Origin of the sequence: Arcticibacter svalbardensis MN12-7 (genome assembly GCF_000403135.1) — a bacterium.
Classification (GTDB): domain Bacteria; phylum Bacteroidota; class Bacteroidia; order Sphingobacteriales; family Sphingobacteriaceae; genus Arcticibacter; species Arcticibacter svalbardensis.
Window position 1 is genome coordinate 1 of sequence record NZ_AQPN01000114.1, and the last position, 24,944, is coordinate 24,944.

Below are 24,944 nucleotides of genomic sequence, written 5' to 3' on the forward strand. Positions count from 1 at the left end.
GTTTATAATCTGGAATTAGAATTTTCCAACTAATTGAGCCAAGTCAATTATTTTGTTTGAATATCCCCATTCGTTATCGTACCAAGATACAACCTTAACGAAGTTATCGTTTAATGCGATACCAGCCTTAGCGTCAAAGATTGAAGTTCTTGAATCAGATAAGAAATCCTGAGAAACAACATCATCTTCAGTGTAACCAAGGATACCCTTTAATTCACCTTCAGAAGCTTCTTTCATTGCAGCTTTGATTGCTTCGTAAGAAGCTGGTTTTTCTAAGCGAACAACTAAGTCAACTACAGAAACGTCAGCAACCGGTACGCGAAAAGACATACCTGTTAATTTTCCTTTTAAAGCTGGGATAACTAAAGCTACTGCTTTTGCTGCACCTGTAGAAGAAGGAATGATGTTTTGGTAAGCACCACGTCCACCTCTCCAGTCTTTATGAGAAGGACCATCAACAGTTTTTTGTGTAGCAGTAACTGCGTGAATAGTACTCATTAAGCCTTCCAGGATACCAAATTTATCGTTTAATACCTTAGCAATAGGAGCAAGACAGTTAGTAGTACAAGATGCATTAGAAACAATGTGTTGATCAGCCTTAAGCTCTTTGTGATTTACACCCATAACAAATGTAGGAGTATCATCTTTCGCTGGAGCAGACATTACAACTTTCTTAGCACCTGCAGCAATATGTTTTCCAGCTGTTTCCTGAGTAAGGAATAAACCAGTTGATTCAATAATTACTTCAGCACCAACTGCATCCCATTTCAAATTAGCAGGATCTTTTTCAGCTGTAACACGGATAGTTTTTCCGTTAACAATTAAATTACCATCTTTTACGTCAACAGTTCCGTTGAAGCGACCATGGGTTGAGTCGTATTTTAGCATGTAAGCCATGTATTCTGGCTCAACAAGATCATTGATACCAACAATTTCGATATCAGCGCGATCTACTGCTGCTCTGAATGCTAAACGACCAATGCGGCCGAAGCCGTTAATTCCAATTTTCATGTTATTAATTTTTATTCGTGTAATAATTTAAAATATTATATATCGGTCTTTTAATAACCGATGATATAGTAAGATTGTACTTTACTGCAATTTTGTTTAATGTTCGCTGAAAACCATCAGCTACCGGCCCGGTAAAATGCAGTGGTAAACCAGGGTATTTATCTGTTAATGGTACGATAAAACTTTCGAAATATAAAGTAAGTCCTTTCTCTACCAATTGTTTAACATAAGATTGATCAAAGTGTTCAATTAAAAAGTCATTATAAGAACTTAAAAATAACACTGGACTTGCCTGCTTGTAAATCTTCTCCAGGATCAACTTTCTATCGGGTTTGTATCGTTCTACAAATATAGCTTCAAAATCCTTAGGCATTGTCCCCGTAAAGTAATCACGTAATAAATTTCTTCCCAACCAGTTCGAAGATCCCTCATCAGCAAGGATATAACCCATGCCATAGTTGTTTTCTTTTACCTTTTTACCATCAAAGTAAGCCGCGTTAGAGCCGCTGCCAAGAATACCTACAATAGCAGGCTGATCTCCGCAGGTTGCCAATGCTGAAGCTTTCAGGTCATGGTCAATTGATATTTTAGCATTCTTGAAAAAAGAGGCAAAAGCATCTGCTACCACCTGTTGTCTTCCTTTCGAAGATGCCCCTGCTCCAAAGAAATAAATTCGCTTTATATCTTCCGCATGTGTGATCAATAGATTGTTTTTGCTTAAAATAGAGGTTATAGCCCTCCCGTCATTAAAAAAAGGATTAATGCCGGGTGTCTTTACGTCGCCTACTATAATTCCTTTCTCCGAAAGTTTCCAGTCTGCATTACGTGAACCACTATAAACAACAGCGATCATCTTTATATGGATAGAATTGCTGACATCTCCAGAAGATCCTCTTCCAGTTTGTATGAATGATTATTTATAGATTCCACAATATCAGTAAGCTGAATGAGGTTTCCACGTAAACCAACCATCTTTCTTGATTCACCTGCTACGAGTGCCTTCACTGAAGCATAACCCAACCGGCAAGCTAATACACGGTCAAAACTACTTGGTGTTCCTCCTCTTTGCAAATGTCCTAAAATGGTTACCTTGATATCGTAGAAATTAAACCTTTCCTTCACACGTTTGGCCACATTGTAAGCTCCTCCGTTTTTCTCTCCTTCTGCAATGATCACGATACTGGAGCTCTTATTGCTTAAAGCACCTTCTTCGAGCTTCAAAATAAGATCATCAATAGCCGTTTCCTTTTCAGGCAATAAAATAGCTTCTGCACCACCTGCTACACCTGCGTGTAAGGCAATACAACCTGAATCACGACCCATTACTTCAATAAAGAAAAGACGGTCATGTGAGGCAGCTGTATCACGAATTTTATCAATCGCTTCCAGTACGGTATTCGTAGCGGTATCATAGCCCAATGTGAAATCTGATCCGTACAAATCATTATCAATCGTTCCCGGAATACCAATAATAGGAATATCATATTCGCGGGATAAAAGTTCCGCGCCAGTAAATGTTCCGTCGCCACCTATAGCGACCAATGCATCAATTCCTTCTTCTTTTAAATTTTTATATGCTGTTGCTCTACCTTCAGGAGTCCTGAATTCTGCACATCTCGCTGTTTTTAAAACAGTTCCACCCAGTTGTATAATGTTACGTACTGAACGGGCATCCATGTTGATAAATTTCTTATCAATCATTCCCTGATAGCCCTGATAAATGCCAACCACCTCTTTGCCAAGAAAGATGCCTGTTCGAACAACAGCCCGAATACAAGCATTCATGCCGGGCGCATCACCACCTGAAGTAAAAACACCTATTTTTTTTATCTCGGACATATTATTTTTTGTTTTATTTGGCTAATATACTGTGTGTAGGTTACACTAAGAGAATTTTTGATTATTTTTTCCGTATTTGTGATGAAAATCATTATAAGATTTAACTATTAACATAATGCTCCCTAAATTCGAATCTATATTTTCAATTGACTGTGTCATCTTTGGCTTTGATGAAGGTGCACTCAAAGTTTTATTAATCCAACGTAACGACCCGCCTTTTGAAAATTGGTGGGCACTACCTGGCTATTTTGTTGAGAAAAATGAAGGCATTCAAGAAGCGGCAGAACGGATCCTGTTTAACTTTACAGGGTTAACAGATATCTTTCTGGAACAATTTTATACTTTCGGAGATGTCGACAGGCATCCTCAGGGCCGCGTGATCACCGTTGCTTATTACGCAATGATTCGCATTAGTAGCAAAGATAATTTACATCCCAACACACCATTTGTGAAAAAAGCATTCTGGTGTCCGGTCAATGAAATTCCTGCATTAGCCTTTGATCATTCCCTGATCTTCGAAAAAAGCCTCCAACGCATCCGAAGAAAAATTAGCTATGATCCTATCGCCTTTGAACTCCTTCCTGAGAAATTTACACTCACCCAACTGCAAAACGTTTATGAAGCCATCCTGAATAAAAAGTTGGATAAAAGAAACTTTAGAAAGAAAATGCTGAGCAATGGTATCCTGAAGGAGCTCGATGAAAAACAGCATGGGGTTGCTTTTAGAGCGGCTACCTTTTATAAGTTTGATCGTCGAACCTATAATAAACTCTTCAAAAAAGAACTTACTTTTTCTAAAGAATAAAAGGGGGGAGGTTTATTCAACCCCCCTTTTGTTTTATACTACTTGTTATCAATGTGGAATTTAACCAGATTGTCTATAGGTGAGCGTATAATGGTACCCATCTTCATGCCAAACTCTTCAGCAACTTCTTCCAGAACATTTCTGAAATTATAAGCTACTGAACCAATACAGTTCAACTCAAGTGTTTTGTAATCAGGGTAACCACTCACAATGTTTTTAAAGAAATCAGTGAACGATGTTTTTACCAGGTTATGTGTGTAAGCGATGTTATCGGTATTATCATATACAAATTTACTGAAGCTTGCACAAAAGCGATTAGCCAAAGGTTTGCTATACACATTTTCCTGAATATCATCGGGAGTTAAATGGAAAGTCTCCCAAAATGAGTCTCTTACTGCTTGAGGCATATAACCTCTTAGGTAGTCAGTTAACAGTTTTTTACCGATGTAACAACCACTACCTTCATCCCCTAAAATATAAGCGGCCGAATCTATCTGGAAAGTAATTCCGTTTCCATCATAGATCCCGGTATTAGTTCCTGTTCCAAGGATGGCGGCAAAACCAGTGCTTTTTCCAAGAAGGGCACGGGCAGCGGCTAATAAATCGTGACCTACGAAAATTTCACTATGTACAAACACAGTGGACATGGCAACTTTCAGCTGATCTGCTTTTTCTTTGTTATGAACCCCGGCACCGTAAAAGTAAACCTCTGTTATTTTGTCAAATTCCAGGTCTTCTGGAAGATTTTTCTTTAAAGAGTCTTCCACATACGCACTTGTTACGAAATAGGGATTATAACCCTCCGTATTGAAGTATATTTTCTTGTTGTCATCATTAAGAAGACACCAATTTGTTTTCGTTGATCCACCGTCAGCTATAATTATCATGTTTCAGTTAATTTTGGTTTAATAATATGGGGTAAATGTAAATAATCTTTGAGATTGTATAAAAACAAATCAACTAAATTGATTTATGTCATTATTTTGAACTTATTAGGATAATTGATCTGATGTTTAATAATTTACCCGAAAAGATCTGTACTCAGATACCGGTCACCACGATCGCAAGCAATAAAAACAATCACACCCTTTTCAAGTGTTTCAGCAACCTTTAAAGCTGCAAATGCGGCTCCTCCCGAACTCATCCCTGCAAAGATTCCTTCTACTTTAGCCAGTTTACGGGTCATGTCTGTGGCCTCTTCCTGTGAAATATCAATAATCTGATCTACTCTTGAGGCATCGAATATTTTAGGCAGATAAGCTGCAGGCCATCTTCGTATTCCGGGAATGGAGGAATTTTCTGTAGGCTGACACCCAATAATCTGAATTTCAGGGTTCATTTCTTTTAAATACATAGAATTGCCCATGATACTTCCTGTAGTACCCATCGAACTTACAAAATGAGTGATACTTCCTGCTGTGTCTTTCCATATCTCCGGACCAGTGGTTTTATAATGTGCCAGGTAATTATCCGGATTGGCAAACTGGTTCATCAGGAAGTAACCCGATTCTGCACCTTTTTCCTCTGCATAGTCCCGGCATAATTCAATACTGTCCATTAATATCACTTTTGCACCGAATGCCTCCATCGTAACGGTACGCTCCCTGGTAGAATTAGCAGGCATGATCAGTTCAATTTCCAGACCGAATAATCGGGCCATCATAGCTAATGCAATGCCTGTGTTGCCACTTGTAGCCTCAATAAGGCGCATTCCCGGTTTAATATCACCACGATCCAGCGCACTTTTAATCATATTCAACGCAGCCCGATCCTTAACACTACCACCCGGATTATTACCCTCGAGCTTCGCATATATTTTAACATTTTTATTGGTATTGAGCCTTGTAAGCTCAACCATTGGGGTATTTCCCACTAAATCAATTATTCCTGCCATTAAAATTAAAGCTTGCGTTCAACCACTTTGAACTGTGTTTCATGATATACCACCGATCCCGGTGGGACACTTTTCGTTAACCAAACGTTTCCTCCTATGATACTGTTTTCACCAATTATCGTATCACCACCCAAAATGGTCGCGCCGGAGTAAATAACAACGTGATCTTTTACCGTTGGATGTCTTTTCTTCGAAGCCATTGTTTTCTCTACACTCAAAGCACCCAGTGTAACCCCCTGGTAGAGTTTAACGTGACATCCGATCTCTGAAGTTTCGCCAATTACGATCCCTGTTCCATGATCAATATACAGATACTCGCCGATAGTTGCCCCCGGATGAATGTCTATTCCTGTTTTAGAATGGGCAAACTCTGTTAATATGCGGGGTAACAAAGGAACATCCAGCTTCAATAAAGCATGGGCAATCCGATAAAAGGATATAGCATAAAAACCAGGATAAGCCCTGATGATTTCAAACTCAGTCTTAGCAGCCGGATCACCACTCAGGATGGAACTGATATCGGTATTTAAGATTCTGTATAATTCAGGAACCTGATTGAAAAACGCTCTTGCCGTTTGCTCATTATTGCATTCTGCACAAGCCCGCGTAGAATCCATTATTTCTTTAAGCTTGATTTCCAGCGCTTTTACCTCAACTTCAATGTCGTGTATGGAGTAAAAAAAACTTTTAGACTGTTCCGGATACAAAATCCTGATCAACCCTAATGCCCAACCTGCTATCTCTTTATTCGAAGGAACAGCCTCCGTCTTTTGATGTTTCTGAAAAATATATTCGTAGAATTCTTTATTCATGGATAGGTAAAATAAAATAGAACGTAGAGCCTTCGTTTAATTTGCTCGTTACTCCGATCTTTCCATTGTGGGCTTTAACAATTTCTGAAGATATATATAAGCCAATACCTAATCCACTTGTAGCATAGGTATTATCTTCCACACGATAGAAACGTTCGAATATACGTTCTTTCTGATAATCTGACAATCCAATTCCAAAGTCTTCAACAGAAACCTTTACCTCCGTTTCGGTTACTTCAGTTACAATATGGATATCTTTGTGTACAGGAGAATACTTTACTGCGTTGCTAATTAAATTCATCAGCACTTGTTCAAGTCGTTCCATATTGCCCGTAGCCCTACCATCTTTATCCCCATGTACTGAAATAATGTAATTGGGATACATAAATTGAGCACTCTCAATACAAATATTGATCAAGTCAGAAATATTTAACAACGAGGTGTTAAACTCCAGTTTCCCCATCTGTATTTTGCTTACATCCAGCAGGTCATTAACCAGGTTGGCCAGCTTTCCGATCGCTTCGTTCGCTTTGCCCGCAAACTGTTTAATAATTGGAGGTAATTCATTTTGTTTGTAGGCACTGATTAGCTGCATGTAACCCTTCAAACTCGTGAGAGGGGTTTTTAACTCGTGACTCGCTATTCCAATAAACTCATCCTTTTTAGCCAGCGCTTGTTTTTGTTCTTCAATATTGGTCATGGTGCCAAACCAGGCTATGATACAGGAGTTTTCATCAAAAAAGGAATAGCTTTGGTAAGATGCCATAAGTATTCACCTGAATCTGATTTTCTTATCCGGCACATGGATTCCAGAGGAATGCTGGCAGCTAAGGCATTTTGCCATGCTTCCGTGATCGTCTTGATATCATAGGGGTGAACAACCATCATCCATCCTTCATTTTTAGAGTCATCCACACTTAAACCGGTATAATCAAACCACTGCTGATTGAAGTAGTCGAATTTTCCTTCCCGATCAGCTGTCCATACCATGACCGGAATGTTATCTGCTAAAAACTTAAAATTACGCTGACTAATTAAAAGATCCCGACTTTTTTCTTTTACTGTATCCTTCAGCTCTTTATTCAGTTTCGCAGCAATGCGCTGAGCTTCTTCCAACTCGATGTTTTTGGCTTTTAATTGATTCTGGTTTTTAATAATGGAAGTAAGGTTTGTTAAAATAATGCTGATCGCTTCGCCTTCATCAAGTTCCAGCTTAGTAAAGGATAAAAGAAAGGGAATCCGCTTAAAATCTTTCCCCAGGAGGTTCAGCTCTTCTTTGATATCTACCTCCCATCCTTTACTCAGAAGTGCTTTAAAGTCGCCTTTACACTCATCCGGAACAAAGCTTTCAAAAGGAACTCCAATGACCTGCTCCAACGGAAAGCCTAAAAAAAATGCAAAACGGGAATTACTGTACAAAATCACTCCATTGTCATCCAGCGTAATCGCTCCCTGGGTCATTTTTTCGACAATAACCCGGTAGTTATGGTCAGCATTTTGTAAAGTAAATAACTGATGACCAGTTATTCTTGGAACCATAACAGCATCAATTTGTCCGCTGAGCATAGCATCAATAGTTTCTTGTGTCTCGTTGAGCTTTTCTTTTAGCTCATAGATAATAGCAATGAGCTCCGGCAGCGTTTTTGTTTCCATACGTTTAAATTACTTCGTTGATTCCAAGTCCTTTCAGTACTTTTTTAAGGTCAGACATGTCACCAAACATTCTGCGCTCCGGAAGCGGATTTTTTTTAATCAAAAGCGGTAAGGCAATTAGTTGCTCTTGTTGTGCCAGAAGGGGCTGCTGATAAACATCAACGATCTCTAATTCATATCTGTTTTTTAGATATAATTCACAGATGGACCTGATGTTAGAGATTGCCCTTGCCGAGTTAGCCGAAGCGCCCGCAACAAACAATCGCAACACAAAGTTGTCTGCAGATTCATTTTTTTTAATATCCTTATCTAACACAATACTTCCTGATTTATTTTTTTGTATTTAACTTAAAGGGTTCCGCTCTGTTGAAGAAGAATGTCAATTCTAAAAACATAGCAGAAATTTATTTTTCGCCCCATTTAATTGTGTTTTAGGTTTCAATATGAGGGCCATTCTCCTCTGTATTGTTTTCGGATGATGTACCCCGGATATTCGTAATCTCTTTTCTGTTTTTTTCCAGAATATTCCTTGTCAGGAGTTCTTCAGTATAAGTACGGTTCAATTCTTCTTCTACCGATTCGAATTCGGCTTTTAAAGTTAAAATAGTAGCCTCCAGAATTTTTTTCTTTCTTAAAATTTCCCGATCCTTACGGGTTTTTTGATATCCTTTTAACACATCTCCTGTATGTTCCTTTAAGATCTGAGCTTCCCTTGCCGAGCCTGTTAAAACACCATCAGGACCTAGGTATACATCTACCAAATCCAGTCCATTGTCTGTTATAATAAATTCCCTGATTTGGTTAGAATGTTTCATTCCTCTTGATTTCATCAGATATACACCCCTGTTGCGTTCTCCGTTAAATTCGATATCGCGCAATAATAACCAGGCATCAACAAGTGATGATATTGCTTCATAGGTTTGTTCTGCCACACTTTTATTGATTGTCAAAGCTGTAAATAGAACCGTTATTTGTCCTCTTTGTAAAAAATCAATCAGTCTGATCAACATAGATTTTACGTCATTTACCGAACCTACTGTCACCAGATTAGTGATCGGGTCTATGATTACTGCGTCAGGTTTAATTTCTGTAACCTTTTTATGCATATCAACTAGGTGCATTTCGAGCCCGAACATGGTAGGACGGGTGGCGCAAATTTCCAACAGACCAGCGTCAATGTGTTTCTGTAGATCCAAACCAATGGATCTCATATTACGAACGATCTGGTTGGCTGATTCCTCAAAAGAAAAATAGATACACTTTTCGCCTCTGTCGCATATACTGGAAGCGAAGGTGGCAGCGATATTGGTTTTTCCTGTTCCTGCGGTTCCGGAAATCAAAATGCTACTGCCACGAAAAAAACCTTTTCCACCCAGCATGCTATCTAAACTAGTAATTCCTGTAGAAATTCTTTCTGATGTAGCCACATCATCCATGTGGAGAGAGGTGACCGGTAAAACCGAAATCCCATCACTGTCAATTAAAAAAGGATATTCGTTTGTGCCATGTGTAGATCCCCGGTATTTGACTACCCGCAATAAACGGGTAGAAATTTGATTCACAATCCGGTGATCCAGGAATATGACACAATCGGAGACGTATTCTTCCAATCCTCTGCGGGTTAGTAGTTTATCACCCTTCTCTCCGGTGATAATAGCAGTTACACCTTTGTCTTTTAACCATTGAAATAACCGGCGAAGTTCGGCCCTTACAATGCTTTCATTAGTCAAATCAGAAAATAAATTTTCAATCGTATCGAGCACTACTCGTTTTGCGCCTATCTGATCAATGGCATAACCTAAGCGGATAAATACACCGTCCAGATCAAATTGCCCGGTTTCCTCCATGTCGTTGCGGTCTACATAGACATAGTCCAGACTTACTTTTTTGCTTTTAATCAAACTGGCCAGGTCGAAACCTAGAGAGGCCACGTTCAAAATCAACTCTTCGGTTTTTTCTTCGAAAGCCATAAAAACACCGGGTTCATTGTATTTTGTTGCCCCGTTAATTATAAATTCAAGCGACATCAATGTCTTTCCCGATCCGGCTCCACCACAAATTAAGGTTGGACGACCTTGAGGTAATCCACCCCTTGTAATATCATCCAGCCCTGAAATTCCGGTTGGTGTTTTAGGGAGTACATTTAATTTTGACTTGTTTTTTGCGCTGTAATCCATTGATTGTCATGTTTATGGAATTCTTTCATATGATAGGAAAGAATGGATTAATATTCTGTTTTCGCGTATATGTAACTTATTTTACTGCTGAGCAACTGAAGGGTTTGTATTTATAAAGAAAGTTAGTCAATTTTTATTATTTTTTCGATAAGGATTGATTTTAAATTATTAAATCCTCAGGATTTCTGCTTTTTAAAGGCTTTATCCTGAGGATTTAATAATTTATAAATAACGATTCTGCCTTTAAGGCCTTCCCTGATTAATGATCAAAACCGATTTCATTTCGATTATTGAATATGCCGTTTCCAATCAATGAATATTATGCCGCATCGTATATAACTATTTTTTCGAAATATACTTTAAATGAATCAAGAAAAGCTAAGTGCAAAGGATGGGTTTGGTATACATCATGGCCGGCAAGGTCATCAAAAATAACGGTCAGCGAATAGGTATAACTTGAGTCTACAACTGCCCTTTCAATTGGAGCAGGTGTCCCAATATAAACGGAATTTGCAGTTTCAACTCCTTTTAAGGCTTCCAAACTTTGTCGGAAAGCAGTTTTTTGGTCAGTAGTCATGTCGGCTTTAAGCCAGAAAAGTACGTGGTGAGTCAGCATGCGGTTATATTCTTACGTGATTAAATGGTAAATATAATGAGTTGTGCGATGCTTGCTTCATTCAATATTAAAAATGACATGTCTATTAAGGTAGCCTGATAGTAAAATAGTCTGGTAAGAATGCAATAAGAATCCGATATAAGTCCAACTGTAGCATGTTTAAGTCGGACTTTTACCGGATTCTTATTGCTTTTATTTTACTTTCAACAGCAATCATCTTACCATGTTTCAACGTTAACTACATTTTATTTTCAGCATGGAATCTTTTTGTTTTTAAACATTTTTTTTAATAAATGATTCGAAGATGACTTGTTTATTACCGAAAACAGATCATCTTTACTGTTGAATTAAGATTGAAAATTTTAAACCCCTGGTTTATTTATGAAAGAGCTTGAGCATACGATCAGAAGTCATTATCCGAATGTAGAAACTGGTAATGAAGTAACAGAATCCTATTTGAACTTTCTGCAGCATGAATATAACGCCGACTTATCAAAAATGCTTTTCGCCACCTCTTTATGTTGCGATGACATAAATGTCTCTACCAATTTTCGAAAAGTATTAACTCGTCCGTTTTCTATGGGCGGACTTGGAGGTTTGCCATTTTCAGGTTTTACAGGAATGGTAGCTTTTGCTCACCATATACCCGATGGTGGTGATGCTTTTATCTTTTATGGACCTCATATAGGGATGACGGATGATGGTGAATTGGGTAAAATGATCAGACCCGGACAAACGCAATTAACCAATAGTTGTGGGGCCCTGATGCTGGCCCTGCAAAGGCTGCAACAGGAGTCAGAAGTATATGTTCCCATTAACTCAGAACTTGATTATCAGCAAACTTTGCTTGAAAGGACCGTTATGCCATACAAACACCGGATCATTACTGCTGCAAATCCACAAAAAGAGATAACCGAGGTAGCCTATGAAGAAATTCATAAGAAGTTGAAATTATTAATCCGCATGAGTAGGCAGGAGTTTAAATGTGATCGGATCTTTCTTTTGGGTGGAGTTATTGTGAATACCAGTCCTAATCATCAGGACGCAGTCGATATCCGCAATTTTGAAGTCGTAAATACACGTGAAAGTGATGATAATGTGCCGGCATTCTCCATATTGGAATCGGACGCTTTTATGAATTTGTAGCATATAGGGAAGGTTTAATTGTTCATATATTTCGAGTATCTTCCTCAATGTGTTGATCTTAGAAATGAGGTCAGTGTATGGTGTGTTCTTTTTTGAATAATCTATTCACAAATTGATTGAATTGTGAGTCAAATTAACGAATTTTGTGTACTTTATAGAAAGAGGTTTGTAGTTCTTACAAACTAACTAAGACATTGCCAAAATAAAATAATTTATAAGATAGTAAATAAAGTTATAGGATAACATTGAAAAATTTGTCAACTTTTTATTTATGAAATACGATTATTAGTCTGTAAATCAATTGTTTATAATTTAAATTTGCAAACATTCTAAAAAAAATTCTCTATATGGCCTTGTTAATTTGTAACTTTGGAATCATTAAAAAATCAAAATAAGAAGTAATGAAAGTTGCAAACCCTGCTGAAATCAAAAAAACATATACTTCCGATGAAGCCTATCAGGAGTCGCTTAAATATTTTGATGGAGATGATCTTGCGGCACGAGTTTGGGTGAATAAATACGCGCTAAAAGATTCCTATGGTGCTATATTTGAAGGCACTCCAGACGATATGCATCATCGTATCGCTTCAGAAATTGCCCGCATTGAGCAGCGTTATCCAAACCCATTAAGCGAAGAGGAAGTTTTCAACTTAATAAAAAACTTTAAATATATCATTCCGCAAGGAAGTCCGATGACTGGTATTGGTAATCCATACCAGATTGCATCATTATCCAATTGTTTTGTGATTGGAAATGATGGTAAATCAGATTCCTATGGTGGAATTATGAAAGTGGATCAGGAGCAGGTGCAACTGATGAAAAGACGTGGAGGAGTAGGGCACGATTTGTCGCATATTCGTCCAAAAGGCTCACCCGTTAAAAATTCGGCCTTAACATCAACTGGTATCGTTCCTTTTATGGAGCGTTATTCAAACTCCACCAGGGAAGTAGCGCAGGATGGAAGAAGAGGCGCACTGATGTTATCAGTAGCGATCAAACATCCCGATTCTGAAGGATTTATTGATGCCAAACTAGAGCAGGGAAAAGTAACCGGCGCAAATGTTTCGGTACGGATCGACGATGCTTTCATGAGAGCAGTTGAAGCGGGAGAATCTTACATACAACAATATCCGATAGATAGTTTGGATCCTACCTATAAAAAGGAAATCGATCCAACACTATTGTGGAAAAAAATAGTGCATAATGCATGGCGTTCTGCAGAGCCCGGAATCTTGTTCTGGGATACGATCATTCGGGAATCGGTGCCTGATTGTTATGCTGACCTGGGTTACAAAACAGTATCTACCAATCCATGTGGAGAGATTCCATTATGTCCGTATGATTCCTGCCGTTTACTGGCTATCAATTTATTTTCTTATGTGGAGAAGCCATTCACTAAAGAGGCTTATTTCAACTGGGATCTGTTTAAGAAACACATTAACGCTGCACAGCGGATGATGGACGATATCATTGATCTGGAACTGGAAAAAATTGATGCTATTTTGTTGAAGATAGCAGAAGATCCGGAAGGAGATGAAGTGAAACGTACTGAGCGGAATCTGTGGTTAAATATCCAAACTAAGGCCAATGAAGGAAGAAGGACAGGAATTGGTATCACTGCAGAAGGTGATATGCTAGCCGCTTTAGGTCTGCGTTATGCCAGTGAAGAAGGTTCTGCATTTGCAGTGGAAGTGCACAAAACCATTGCATTGGAAGCATACCGTGCATCTGTACTTTCGGCTAAGGAAAGAGGACCTTTCAGTATCTTCGATGCAGAAAGAGAAAAGAACAACCCTTTTATTCTGCGCTTGAAAGAGGCAGATCCTCAGCTTTACTTTGAAATGCTGGAATATGGCAGAAGGAATATTGCTTTATTGACGATTGCTCCAACGGGTACAACCAGTTTAATGTCGCAAACAAGCTCTGGTATTGAGCCTGTATTTATGCCGGTTTACAAAAGAAGAAGAAAGGTGAATCCTGGAGATAAGGATGCACGTGTTGACTTTGTAGATGAAGTAGGTGATTCATGGGAAGAATATGTTGTATTTCATCATCGTTTTAAACAATGGATGGTTGTAAACGGACATGATCTGACAAAGAATTACGGACAAAAAGAATTGGATGACCTGGTGATGCAGTCCCCTTATTATAAATCTACCTCAAACGATGTGGATTATATGAAAAAGGTGGAGATGCAGGGTGAAATCCAGAAATGGGTAGATCATTCGATCAGTGTAACCATCAATATGCCTTCGGATGTAACAGAGGAATTGGTTGGTGAGTTATATATGGCAGCATGGAAAGCAGGATGTAAGGGCGTAACGGTATATCGTGACGGATCGCGTTCAGGTGTGCTAATTGCCAATACGGAAGCACCGGAGAAAGAAGATGAAATAGAATCCAGTCATTTTCCTACGATCAGACCAATTACGTTGAAGGCAGATGTGGTTCGCTTTCAAAACAACCGCGATAAATGGATTGCTTTCATTGGTTTAATTGACGGGAAACCGTATGAAATCTTTACCGGATTTTCGGATGATGAAGACGGTATTTTGGTTCCAAGATGGGCTAATGATGGTTTGATTATCAAAAACAGAGAACCAGATGGTAGTTCCCGTTATGACTTTCAATATCAAAATAAACGCGGACATAAAACTACGATCGAAGGGTTATCTTACAAGTTTAATCCGGAATACTGGAATTATGCGAAGTTGATTTCCAGTACGTTGCGACATGGGATGCCTATTGTGAAGGTGGTAGAGCTGATTAACAGTCTTCAGCTGGATGAATCAATTAATACCTGGAAAAATGGGGTTGCCCGTGCGTTGAAACGCTATGTACCGGATGGCACGGAAGCTAAAAAGCAGAAATGTCAGAATTGTAATTCAACAAATTTAATGTACCAGGAAGGATGTTTAACCTGCAAGGATTGCGGTTCGTCTAAATGTGGATAATAAATTAAGATAATGATTAAAAAAAGGGTGTTCAAAGAAATTTGACGCCCTTTTTTGGTTGGTTCTGCCTGTTTCTTATTAAATCTACAATATGGGGTTCAAATATTTCATTATAATTTATTTTGTATCTCACTTTTTAAAAATTGCACATACAGCTATATATTATATTTAAAAAACGATTTAGGTAGTAAAAACGAAAGGTTTATTGAAGTTTCAAGTACAAATGAAATTATTATGATGACAGGTTATCGTGGGAGATTTACATCTACCAGGTAAACTTTTTCCATTAGGCGAATGCTTGCTTATTAATAAAGTGATGGTTCATTAATTCTGTAGCAAAGCGCAGGCAGGCCATAATGTCTTCAAGTTCTAAAGAAGGATATTGCTTTAGAATTTCTTTATGTGTTTCTCCGGCACTCAAAAACTCCATAATAGTCTGAACTGTGATCAGACCATTGAAGATATCGATTATTTCACGAATATAAATTTCAAGCGTACACTGTTACTGACTCAAACTATTGCCCGGAAAAGGGTAGTCAACCAGGTTGAGGGAAGTATTTATACCATTACTTCGATAAATGCAATACAACCGGGAATTGGTTTAAGTGTGTATGGAGCAACTAAAGGTGCTTTGGAAACGCTCATGAAAGGGGTGGCTTTGGAGCTGGCGCCACATCGCATTAAAATAAATACTATTGCAGTGGGGGCTATTGAAACGGATATGAACAGTAGTGTTTGGCAGGATCCGGAGAAGCTGAGGCTGGTTAGTTCGGGTATCCCGCTTAAGCGTTTGGGTAAACCTGAAGAGGTCGCAACAGTTTTGATTAATTTGTTGAAATCAGGTAGTTATATGACTGGGAGCACGATCCGGATTGATGGGGGCTGGTTATTGAAAACGGGATATGCAGATCCGGAGAAGTATCCGGAAGAATAATTAGTCAAATGATGCGTAGTGCGACAAAGTTTATATAATTATTTTTAATTTGCCGGCGGTAAATGAATTGCCAGCTTTTGTACCCTTTTACGCGCAAATTTTAGATGAAATATAATTTTAAGAATGATTATACTACCGGATGTCATCCCAATATTTTAGAAGCATTAGTCTCAAGTAATCTGGTCGCTCAGGAGGGTTATGGTGAAGATCAATATTGTAATGAAGCAATTGATTTAATCAAAGCAAAAATTGATCATGGAGATTCCGTTGTTCACCTTGTTTCGGGAGGAACGCAGGCCAATCTTCTAGTTATTGCCGCTTTGTTAAGGCCATATGAATCTGTTATTGCTGCGGAAACTGCACATATTCAGGTACATGAAACTGGGGCAATTGAAGCGACAGGTCACCGGATTCAAACGGTAAAATCTGCAGATGGGAAATTATCACCCGATGGTATTCAGAAGCAATTGGATCTGTTTGAGGAAGTTCATACCACTATTCCCCGTATGGTTTATATTTCCAACTCCACTGAAATCGGAACTATCTATTCCTGTGATGAATTGAAAGCACTATCCCTTTTTTGCAGAGTGAATGATTTGATCTTATTTATGGATGGAGCGAGATTAGCATCTGCATTGACTTCTGCTGCAAATGATGTGACGCTCAAGGATCTGGCCATTTATACGGATGTTTTTTATATAGGCGGAACAAAAGCAGGAGCGCTTATAGGCGAAGCCATTGTAATTAATAACAAAACGCTGCAGAAGAATTTTATATATAATATGAAACAGCGTGGTGCCTTGCTGGCTAAAGGAAGGTTGCTTGGAATTCAGTTTCTGGAATTGTTTAAGGATGATTTATTTTTTGAATTAGGAAATCATGCTAATAGAATGGCGCAGAAGATAAGTTCTGGGATATCGGATTTGGGACTTTCGTTTTTAACGCCAACTTATACCAATCAGTTATTTCCTATTTTGTCTAATGTGGTGATCGCTAAACTGATGGAAGATTATGTTTTTTTTACCTGGATCAAAATAGACGAAGAGGTTTCGGCAGTAAGATTGGTGACAAGCTGGTCTACTGAAGAACAGGCTGTTGATGAGTTTATAGCGGATTTGAAAATTGCTGTAGGAGGGTAAAAACTTATTGAGTAAATTTGATTATGGCTGCAAATTTAGATATCGGTATTCATTTAAATGAATAACAGATTTTAATGTTGCGGTTGTTGAAAAATCCTCTTCCTGAAAGGGATTTTCTAGAGATTCGTAAGCTTGCGGTAAAACTACTGTCAAAAAATTAGACGAAGTAATAGAAGATTGGGAAATTAAAATTGATATTAAACCTGAGTATTACGATAATTTAAGTAAAGGCCATTTCCGATCTTCTCTTGCTTTTAAAGCGAAAGTTTTGCAAGTTTTAACTATTCCTGAATGATATTATAATCAATTCTGCATGATGGATCAAAATGTATCAGGTTCACGTAAATCATATAAATGGGAAATGCTGGCCTGGCTATGGTTGGCTTTTTTTCTGAATCAGGCGGACAGGCAGGTTTTCAGCGTGGTTCTTCCTTTGATCAAGGTGGATTTGAAACTGACGGATGGCGAATTGGGATTAATAGCTTCCGCACTGGTTTGGACGTATGGGGTGCTGGTTCCATTTGCCGGATTTATCGGGGATCGTTTGAGTCGCAGAAATATTATTGGAACGAGTTTACTGGTATGGAGTGCGGCAACGCTAACAACCGGATTGTGCCATACTTTAATTCAGTTTATCTTTTTAAGAGGTGTGGCTACGGGGGGAGGGGAGGCTTTTTATGCGCCGGCAGCAAATGCCCTGATCAGTGAGGAGCATACAAATAAGCGGTCCTTTGCTTTAGCGCTGCATCAGACAGCGGTTTATTTTGGGATCATACTAAGCGGCTTAATTGCGGGTTATATTGCTGAATTATATGGCTGGAGGCATGCCTTTTATCTCTTTGGTGGGTTTGGAATTTTGATTGCCGTGATTATTTTCCTTCGCCTGAAAAAGGATCTGCCTGCACAAGTAACTGAAAAAGTGGATGTGGTAACCACTGCTAAACTGATCTTCAAAAAACCAACAGTTATCCTGTTAACCTTTTCTTTTGCCTGTATGGTTTTTGTAAACGTAGGGTATCTGACCTGGATGCCCTCTTTGCTTGCTGAAAAGTTTGATCTCTCTTTGGCCGAAGCAGGGTTCTCCTCCATGTTTTATCATCATATAGGGGCTTTTATAGGAGTGATATCTGGAGGGTCTCTTTCGGACAGGTTCTCGAAGATTAATCCGGCAAACCGATTAGTAGTACAAGGTGTTTCGTTGCTTTTGGGTGCACCTTTCATTTATTGGATTGGTGCAGGTGAGACGGTGACGATTACATATGCCGCTTTATTTATGTTCGGGATTTTCAGGGGTGCCTATGATTCCAGTATTTTTGCCTCTCTTTATGAGGTGGTTAAACCGGAGATTAAATCATCTGCATCAGGTTTAATGTTGATGTGTGCCTTTTTAATAGGTGCTTTTTCGCCTGTGCTGTTAGGTTATTTAAAACCTACTTTGGGAATTGAGACTGGTGTTTCTTATTTATGGCTCAGCTATTTTATTGGAGCCTTGAGTTTATTTACTGCGGTATTATTTTTCTTTAAAAAAGATAGAGAAGAGATAGTGGATAAGATATAGATTGCTTTTTACAACTAATAAGTTTTAGGTATACTTGCTTAGCCAGAATATTACTATGACCTATTTATTCAAACAAGCCCTTCTTATGTCCTTTTTAAGTTTGGTTACTATCCTCTTTTTGCTCAAGAAATAGTTTTGCATGGCCACCTATGCTGCCATAACACGGGTTCCTGTTTATCTGTAGCAAAAACGGGGATTAATATCTTCACACAATGGCTGGCAACAGAGTTGGCGCTTAAGTTTAGTGAAAAGGTAAATGCCTTAGCTTCCGGTTTTTTATTGATGATCAGAATAGAGCGGTTTTAAGTAACCCGGACTGGAGTTATACAGAAAGAAGTGTGAAGGTTTTAGCAAGAACACCAATGAATCGGTTTGGAGATATCTCAAAATTTAATGGTGCTATTCAGTTTTTATGTTCAGATGCTGCGAGCTTTATTACGGGTGTATTTCTTCCGGTTGATGGGGTTTTACTGCTTTTAGTGGGGTTTAAGTGTTAGTTGTTAATTTCAAATAAAGATAGTACTATATGAATTTAAGCTTGCACGCTGTTTAAATGTCTGTTATTTATGATAAAATGTAGTCTTTTATGTTATATAAATTGGTTCAGCTTGCTTAGCTGAACGTACATAAAATTGTATTTATCTGTTCCAATATTCTGGGTTTAATTTGATTTTAGTTTTATATCATCAGGACAATTGTTTCATTAAGAAGTTGGAATGAGATCTAAAAAAGAATGCCTTAAAATAAAACCCCCTTTAAAAGCTTTAAAGGGGGTTTTATTTATTGAAAGTGTCCTCGGGCGGATTCGAACCGCCATCAATGGTACCGGAAACCATTATTCTATCCATTGAACTACGTGGACATAAGTACGCAAATATAGATAATCCTAGTTAAGTTTTTTGGTTTTGTTAAATAAGAATAAAGGAAATGTAATTAATGGATGTGGTAGCTTCAAACTCTGTTTATTTTTAGCAGATGTTTAGTTGTCGCTTCTCTTTTAAACGAAAAAACTTACAATTGCTTCAAATTAACTGAATGTTTGAATATGATCCTAAATACACTATTCAATCTGGTATCAGGGAGAGAGTAATGCAGATCGTGCATCTCAATATCGTACGCTTTTCCCTGCTATGATTACTGATTGGAGAAAGCGCTGGAATATAGGTAATTTCCCTTTTTTACTATGTTCAGGTAGCTAATTTTATGAAAGTAAATGAGGAGCCAGTGCCTTTTGCATGGGCGGAATTGAGGGATGCTCAGCTTCAAACTTTGTCAGTGCCCAATACAGGTATGGCAGTGGCCATTGATATAGGAGATGCTGTGAATATTCACCCGAAAAATAAACAAGAGGTAGGTCGCCGTCTGGCTTTAATTGCCCTTGCTAACACATATTGAGACAAGATAGCTTACTCCGGACCTCTATTTCAATCTCAAAAAATAACAGGTAATGCCATTAAACTTAATTTTAAATTCAACGAAGGAGGTTTAAAAGCCAAAGACGTTGGTGTGTTAACTGGACTTTCAATTGCGGGTGTTGATCAAATATTCGATAGGGCCAATGCAGTTGTTCAAGACAACGAAATCAGTGTGAGTAGTGATGAAGTGCAGAATCCCGTTGCAGTTAGATATGCGTGGGAAGATAATCCGGTATGTAATTTAGTTAATGGGGCAGGACTTCCGGCTTCACCCTTTCGTACGGATAAATGGACTGAAAGTACTTTTGGAAAGAAGTAAAATATGGGATTCATGTTTTCTATTCTTCGATACTAAAATTAGTTATATAAGGAATTGGTTTGTTGAATCTTTAATAGGATCAACGAGACGAGCCCTTTTGTGAAAATAGCTTATTCCTGAAAAATAAAGCAGTTGAAATTTAATCAGGGAGCAGACCTTTGCTGCCTGATTAAATAATTTAAAGATGGGATAATTTAAGTAATCAGATTATACAATCTCTTTCAAATTCAATTGAACGTTAAGAAATTAAATTAAAGGAAGGATTGTAGGAAAAGCCTGTATATTTGAATGCCTGTTTGTCTCAAATAGTATAATATTGCTTTTAATGGATTCTATAAATATAAAACAACTTGCGGAAAAACTTAAGGTCTCTACCTCTACTATTTCTAGGGCGTTTAGGGGGCATAACGACATTAGTAAGGAGACCAAAGAGAAGATCCTTGCAATGGCTCAGGAGCTTAACTACCAACCTAATCATTTAGCAAGTAACCTCCGGGAACAGAAAAGCAAAACTATCGCTGTTATAGTTCCCGAAATTGCCAATAATTTCTTTTCCAGAGCAATAAACGGTATTGAAAGAGTTGCCCGTGATAACGGTTTTCATGTCCTGATTTATCTTACCAATGACGATTTTGACAAAGAGGTCGCTTTTATAACAGAACTTCATCATGGAAGAGTGGATGGCATCATCATGTCTGTAACCGGTGAAGCTCAGGATCATAGTTACATGCATAAAATCAGGAAGAAGAGCATTCCACTTGTCTTTTTTGATCGTGTATACGATGATGTGATCACTTCCAAAGTGGCTACTAATGACTACGATAGCAGCTATCTGGCTACCAGGCATTTGATTGATCAAGGCTGTAAAAGAATAGTTTATCTCGTTGTAAATAAAAATCTATCTATCGGTAAAATGCGGATGCAGGGGTATTTTGACTCCTTAGAGAGCTCCGGTGAAACGATCAGGGAAGAATTGGTTATTGATTGCAGTAATGATATGGTTAAAACTACACTGATCCTTGAACATGTATTTAAATATTTAAAGCCAGATGGCGTATTTGCTTCCGTAGAGCGGCTTGCTTTAGCGAGTTATTACGTGTGTCACGATATGAACATTGCCATTGGTACTGATGTAAAGATCGTATGTTTCTCCAGCCTTGAGATTGCACCATTACTTAATCCTTCACTATCTACCATTACACAACCCGCTTATGATATGGGTGTTGAGGCAGCACAAATTCTATTCAGAAGCTTAGAAAATCCTGATGATAATGAGAATTACGAAAATGTAGTACTAAACTCGGAGCTTATCATCCGTAAATCTACATCAGGTATATAATCCATATTATTTAAAGTTTGAACATTAATTTGAGCAGTCAAAAATGCTGAAGCAGGAAGTGTATTTTCTAAAGTTACTAACATTCGGGAACGATCCCGAAATAAACAAAGATCTTTTTAGTTCGTGTCATAACGAAAAGTTTAAATTTCATTAATATACCTATCAGATAATCAGGGCGTTATTTCGAGCCTAGCTTAGTGTATTCGATACACGGGAATCAATTAAAAATAAGAATAATAAATGTGGATAACTTTTATGTTAAATGTTATTGTTCGGGAACGTTCCCGTTTATCTTTACATCACTGTAAAACGCAGATGTGATTACTAACCACATAATGTAAAACTTAATAAACAAACCAAATGAAAAAACATTACATGCTTCTAATGCTGTTTTTCGTCGTGTTATCCAGTTGGAGCTATGCTCAAACCGGAAGCATCAGTGGACAGGTTTTAGATGAGACCAATCAGCCACTTCCTGGCGCTTCTATTAGCATCACTTCATTAAACAGAGCCACTTCCACAGATGGGAACGGACAGTTTAAGTTAAATGCGATCCCAACTGGGACTTATTCGATATCAGCTTCATTTATAGGATTTCAAATTCTTAAACGTAACGTTACGGTTGTAAGTGGAGACACTAAGGTGAATATCAAATTGACTCCTTTAGCTCAAAACCTGACAGAGGTAGTTGTAATTGGATACGGTACCCAACAAAAAAGGATGTTACCGGTTCCATTGCAACAGTTGGAGCTAAAGATTTCCAAAAAGGTACTATAACATCACCCGATCAATTAATTGTCGGTAAGATTGCCGGAGTTCAGGTCACTACCAATGGTGGTGCTCCCGGTAGTGGTAGTACTATTCGTATTCGTGGAGGAGCATCCTTAAATGCAAGTAACGATCCGCTTATCGTGGTGGATGGGGTTCCTTTATCTGGAAGCACTATCCCAGGCGTTAGTAATCCTCTTGCGATGATCAATCCGAACGATATTGAAACCTTTACGGTATTGAAAGATGCAAATGCGACTGCTATTTACGGTTCAAGAGCTTCAAACGGTGTTGTTTTGATTACCACTAAAAAAGGTAAAAGCGGCGCTCCAGTTATTAATTTCAGTACTCAGAATTCAGTAGCTACGGTTGCAAAGGAAGTTGATGTTCTGACAGCCGACCAGATGCGAGAATATGTGAACGCAAATGGAAATGCAGCTCAAATAGCCATGCTTGGTACAGAAAATACCAATTGGCAGGATGAGATCTATCGCAATGCTCTTACTACTGATAATAATTTTAGCGTTGCAGGCTCTACAAAAAATATGCCTTACCGAGTATCTTTTGGCTACTTGAATCAAAATGGAACGTTGTTAACGGACAACTTGAAGCGTACTTCCGCTGCCGTAAGTTTAAATCCTAAGTTCTTTGATAATCATTTGAAAGTCGATTTGAACTTAAAAGGGTCCTTATCCAAATCACAGTTTGCAAATCAGGATGCGATCGTGAATGCTATTCAATTTGATCCTACTCAATCCGTTACTGCTGAAAATAAGTTTGATAACTACTTTGAGTGGACCACTGGATCAGGAACTACTTTGGTACCAAATCCAAATGCTCCAAGAAACCCCGTATCCCTTATTAAAAACAAGGATGATCATGGTAATACAAAAAGGAGTTTTGGTAATGTACAATTTGATTATTCGTTCCATTTCCTGCCTGAATTACATGCTAATCTAAACTTGGGTTACGATGTATCAAGAGGTAAAGGAGCAACCTTCATTTCTGCCGATGCTGCTCAGAGTTATTCAACACGGGGTTCTTATCATGAATATCAGTCAGACATATCAAATCAAGTTGCTGAGTTTTATTTAAACTACAATAAGGATTTAAAAGCAATTAAAAGTAGTATCAGTGCCACTGCAGGCTACGGTTATTACGCTAATAAAACCAAAAACTTAAATTTTAGTACGTATAGGGCCGACAGTACAACTGTTATTTCTACTCCAACATTCCCATATGATCAGCCAGAAAACAGGTTGTTGTCCTATTACGGTCGTTTAATTTATACCTATAACGATAAGTATACAGTTTCCGGAACTGTTCGTACAGATGGATCCTCACGTTTTAGTGAAGATAACAGATGGGGTGTATTTCCTTCAGCAGCATTTACCTGGAGAATTAATCAGGAAAACTTCTTAAAAAGTACTACTGTTTTATCTGACTTGAAGCTTAGATTAAGCTATGGAGTAACCGGACAGCAGGAAGGAATAGCTAATTATTCTTATCTGCCGAATTATTCTACCAGTGTTAATGAAGCCATGTATCAGATAGGCGATACTTTTTATAGTATGAATGCCCCAATTGCCTATGATAAAAATATTAAATGGGAAACAACCACAACCATTAACGGGGGTTTAGATTATGGTTTTCTCAATGGTAGAATAAATGGAAGTTTAGATATATACAAGAAAAAAACAAAAGATCTTTTAAGCTCAATTCCTATTCCTATAGGTTCAAATTTTAGTAACTTTCTGTTAACCAATGTCGGTAATATGGAAGCATCTGGAGTAGAATTTGCTATTAATGGCAAACCGATATTGAAAAATGATTTCTCTTGGGACTTAGGATTCAACGTTACCTATAACAAGACAAAAGTTACCAACCTGACTGCCTCTTACGATCCAAGTTACCAAATTTCAACTGGTGGTATAAAAGGTGCAACAGGATATTACATTCAGTCACACACCTTAAATGCTGCTCCAAATACGTTCTTTGTATATAAGCAAGTTTATGGTGATGATGGTACACCATTGCAAGGCGTTTATGCTGACTTGAATGGAGATGGAGTAATTAACGAAAGTGGTGACCGGTATTTTTATAAATCACCTGCTCCAAAGGTAACATTAGGTTTCTCAACCTCGGTTAATTATAAACAATGGGCATTAAGTACAGTATTAAGAGCCAACCTGGGCAACTATGTATACAATAATGTGGCTTCCAGTTTTACTTCGAGAGCCAGCCTGCTGAATTCAGGAGCCGGAATTCTTAATAACGTCCCTACAAGTTTTTTTGATACCCAATTTATTAATAATCAATTAACTTCAGATTTATACGTGCAGAATGCTTCATTCATGAAAATGGATAATATTGGATTGAGTTATAATGCAGGTAAAATTTTACATGATCATACAATAGGAAATTTGACTATCTCTGCCAATGTTCAGAACGTGTTCACCATTACCAATTATACTGGTATCGATCCTGAAGTATATAGCGGTATTGATTATCAATTATACCCAAGACCCAGGACATTTGTATTAGGTTTAAACCTTGGATTTTAAT

General features: G+C 38.1%; 24 protein-coding genes and 1 tRNA gene. 12 read left to right on the forward strand and 13 right to left on the reverse strand.

Annotated elements, in window-relative coordinates; all coding sequences use genetic code 11:
* Nucleotides 1-15: 15 nt before the first annotated feature.
* The 3 genes from gap to pfkA are packed head-to-tail and all read right to left on the reverse strand — an operon-like array spanning nt 16 to nt 2,850.
* Nucleotides 16-1,011: a type I glyceraldehyde-3-phosphate dehydrogenase gene (gene gap, locus ADIARSV_RS15720; RefSeq protein ID WP_016196599.1), complete on the reverse strand. Its 996-nt coding sequence runs from the start codon at nt 1,009-1,011 to the stop codon at nt 16-18.
* A 4-nt stretch (nt 1,012-1,015) separates the two neighbouring features.
* Complete coding sequence (locus ADIARSV_RS15725) at nt 1,016-1,864, reverse strand: hypothetical protein (protein WP_016196600.1); 849 nt, start codon at nt 1,862-1,864, stop codon at nt 1,016-1,018.
* 2 nt (nt 1,865-1,866) lie between these two features.
* A complete protein-coding gene (gene pfkA / locus ADIARSV_RS15730; protein WP_016196601.1) occupies nt 1,867-2,850 on the reverse strand; it encodes a 6-phosphofructokinase in 984 nt (327 codons plus the stop codon).
* A 115-nt stretch (nt 2,851-2,965) separates the two neighbouring features.
* Here pfkA and ADIARSV_RS15735 point away from each other — a divergent pair, with 115 nt between their 5' ends.
* Complete coding sequence (locus ADIARSV_RS15735) at nt 2,966-3,655, forward strand: NUDIX hydrolase (RefSeq protein WP_016196603.1); 690 nt, start codon at nt 2,966-2,968, stop codon at nt 3,653-3,655.
* A gap of 38 nt (nt 3,656-3,693) precedes the next feature.
* On the opposite strand, the gene ADIARSV_RS15740 is transcribed toward ADIARSV_RS15735, so the two are convergent.
* The 8 genes from ADIARSV_RS15740 to ADIARSV_RS15775 all read right to left on the reverse strand — a co-directional run bounded on the left by ADIARSV_RS15740 (nt 3,694) and on the right by ADIARSV_RS15775 (nt 10,807).
* The gene (locus tag ADIARSV_RS15740) at nt 3,694-4,542 is read right to left on the reverse strand and encodes a hypothetical protein (RefSeq protein WP_016196604.1); all 849 of its coding nucleotides are present in this window, start codon (nt 4,540-4,542) and stop codon (nt 3,694-3,696) included.
* A gap of 134 nt (nt 4,543-4,676) precedes the next feature.
* Entirely contained in the window at nt 4,677-5,549 is an 873-nt protein-coding gene (gene cysM / locus ADIARSV_RS15745; RefSeq protein WP_016196605.1) for a cysteine synthase CysM, read from the reverse strand.
* A 5-nt stretch (nt 5,550-5,554) separates the two neighbouring features.
* On the reverse strand, nt 5,555-6,361 hold the full coding sequence (gene epsC, locus ADIARSV_RS15750) for a serine O-acetyltransferase EpsC (protein ID WP_016196606.1): 807 nt from the start codon (nt 6,359-6,361) through the stop codon (nt 5,555-5,557).
* Complete coding sequence (locus ADIARSV_RS15755) at nt 6,354-7,127, reverse strand: sensor histidine kinase (RefSeq protein WP_083936602.1); 774 nt, start codon at nt 7,125-7,127, stop codon at nt 6,354-6,356. The genes epsC and ADIARSV_RS15755 overlap by 8 nt, the downstream gene beginning before the upstream one ends.
* Nucleotides 7,076-8,014 carry a PAS domain-containing protein gene (locus ADIARSV_RS20770; protein ID WP_016196608.1) on the reverse strand — a complete coding sequence of 313 codons (939 nt, stop codon included), beginning with the start codon at nt 8,012-8,014 and terminating at the stop codon, nt 7,076-7,078. Before ADIARSV_RS20770 ends, ADIARSV_RS15755 begins: the two co-directional genes overlap by 52 nt.
* A 4-nt stretch (nt 8,015-8,018) precedes the next feature.
* A complete protein-coding gene (locus ADIARSV_RS15765; protein WP_016196609.1) occupies nt 8,019-8,330 on the reverse strand; it encodes a circadian clock KaiB family protein in 312 nt (103 codons plus the stop codon).
* A 115-nt stretch (nt 8,331-8,445) separates the two neighbouring features.
* Nucleotides 8,446-10,191: a circadian clock protein KaiC gene (gene kaiC / locus ADIARSV_RS15770; protein WP_016196610.1), complete on the reverse strand. Its 1,746-nt coding sequence runs from the start codon at nt 10,189-10,191 to the stop codon at nt 8,446-8,448.
* A gap of 319 nt (nt 10,192-10,510) precedes the next feature.
* Nucleotides 10,511-10,807 carry a Dabb family protein gene (locus ADIARSV_RS15775; RefSeq protein ID WP_040300355.1) on the reverse strand — a complete coding sequence of 99 codons (297 nt, stop codon included), beginning with the start codon at nt 10,805-10,807 and terminating at the stop codon, nt 10,511-10,513.
* 381 nt (nt 10,808-11,188) lie between these two features.
* Here ADIARSV_RS15775 and ADIARSV_RS15780 point away from each other — a divergent pair, with 381 nt between their 5' ends.
* Both ADIARSV_RS15780 and ADIARSV_RS15785 read left to right on the forward strand, forming a co-directional pair.
* Nucleotides 11,189-11,953 (forward strand): hypothetical protein, encoded by a 765-nt coding sequence (locus ADIARSV_RS15780; protein ID WP_016196613.1) that lies wholly within the window; start codon nt 11,189-11,191, stop codon nt 11,951-11,953.
* Nucleotides 11,954-12,354: 401 nt separating this feature from the next.
* Nucleotides 12,355-14,907, forward strand: a complete 2,553-nt coding sequence (locus ADIARSV_RS15785) for an adenosylcobalamin-dependent ribonucleoside-diphosphate reductase (protein ID WP_016196614.1) — start codon at nt 12,355-12,357, stop codon at nt 14,905-14,907.
* Between the two features lie 286 nt (nt 14,908-15,193).
* Here ADIARSV_RS15785 and ADIARSV_RS23250 read toward each other — a convergent pair whose 3' ends face one another.
* Nucleotides 15,194-15,337 carry a DUF433 domain-containing protein gene (locus tag ADIARSV_RS23250; protein ID WP_016196615.1) on the reverse strand — a complete coding sequence of 48 codons (144 nt, stop codon included), beginning with the start codon at nt 15,335-15,337 and terminating at the stop codon, nt 15,194-15,196.
* On the opposite strand from ADIARSV_RS23250, the gene ADIARSV_RS15790 reads away from it, so the two are divergent.
* The 4 genes from ADIARSV_RS15790 to ADIARSV_RS23255 all read left to right on the forward strand — a co-directional run bounded on the left by ADIARSV_RS15790 (nt 15,308) and on the right by ADIARSV_RS23255 (nt 19,035).
* Nucleotides 15,308-15,841, forward strand: coding sequence for an SDR family NAD(P)-dependent oxidoreductase (locus tag ADIARSV_RS15790; RefSeq protein WP_016196616.1), 534 nt, complete (start codon nt 15,308-15,310; stop codon nt 15,839-15,841). The genes ADIARSV_RS23250 and ADIARSV_RS15790 overlap by 30 nt on opposite strands.
* Before the next feature lie 104 nt (nt 15,842-15,945).
* Entirely contained in the window at nt 15,946-16,980 is a 1,035-nt protein-coding gene (locus ADIARSV_RS15795; protein ID WP_016196617.1) for a threonine aldolase family protein, read from the forward strand.
* Nucleotides 16,981-17,293: 313 nt separating this feature from the next.
* Complete coding sequence (locus ADIARSV_RS15800) at nt 17,294-18,538, forward strand: MFS transporter (protein ID WP_016196619.1); 1,245 nt, start codon at nt 17,294-17,296, stop codon at nt 18,536-18,538.
* Nucleotides 18,539-18,876: 338 nt separating this feature from the next.
* Complete coding sequence (locus ADIARSV_RS23255) at nt 18,877-19,035, forward strand: SDR family oxidoreductase (protein ID WP_394331155.1); 159 nt, start codon at nt 18,877-18,879, stop codon at nt 19,033-19,035.
* Between the two features lie 293 nt (nt 19,036-19,328).
* Here ADIARSV_RS23255 and ADIARSV_RS15810 read toward each other — a convergent pair.
* Nucleotides 19,329-19,400 (reverse strand) — tRNA-Arg (locus ADIARSV_RS15810).
* Nucleotides 19,401-19,741: 341 nt separating this feature from the next.
* On the opposite strand from ADIARSV_RS15810, the gene ADIARSV_RS22220 reads away from it, so the two are divergent.
* The 5 genes from ADIARSV_RS22220 (at nt 19,742) to ADIARSV_RS15825 (ending at nt 24,943) form a co-directional block, all read left to right on the forward strand.
* On the forward strand, nt 19,742-19,933 hold the full coding sequence (locus ADIARSV_RS22220; RefSeq protein WP_016196621.1) for a Sialic acid-specific 9-O-acetylesterase: 192 nt from the start codon (nt 19,742-19,744) through the stop codon (nt 19,931-19,933).
* A 111-nt stretch (nt 19,934-20,044) separates the two neighbouring features.
* A complete protein-coding gene (locus ADIARSV_RS22225; protein WP_016196622.1) occupies nt 20,045-20,272 on the forward strand; it encodes a hypothetical protein in 228 nt (75 codons plus the stop codon).
* A gap of 325 nt (nt 20,273-20,597) precedes the next feature.
* The gene (locus tag ADIARSV_RS15820; protein ID WP_016196623.1) at nt 20,598-21,611 is read left to right on the forward strand and encodes a LacI family DNA-binding transcriptional regulator; all 1,014 of its coding nucleotides are present in this window, start codon (nt 20,598-20,600) and stop codon (nt 21,609-21,611) included.
* A 360-nt stretch (nt 21,612-21,971) separates the two neighbouring features.
* Complete coding sequence (locus tag ADIARSV_RS22675) at nt 21,972-22,388, forward strand: carboxypeptidase-like regulatory domain-containing protein (protein WP_083936603.1); 417 nt, start codon at nt 21,972-21,974, stop codon at nt 22,386-22,388.
* Nucleotides 22,385-24,943: a SusC/RagA family TonB-linked outer membrane protein gene (locus ADIARSV_RS15825; protein ID WP_235048434.1), complete on the forward strand. Its 2,559-nt coding sequence runs from the start codon at nt 22,385-22,387 to the stop codon at nt 24,941-24,943. The genes ADIARSV_RS22675 and ADIARSV_RS15825 overlap by 4 nt, the downstream gene beginning before the upstream one ends.
* Nucleotide 24,944 lies beyond the last annotated feature (1 nt).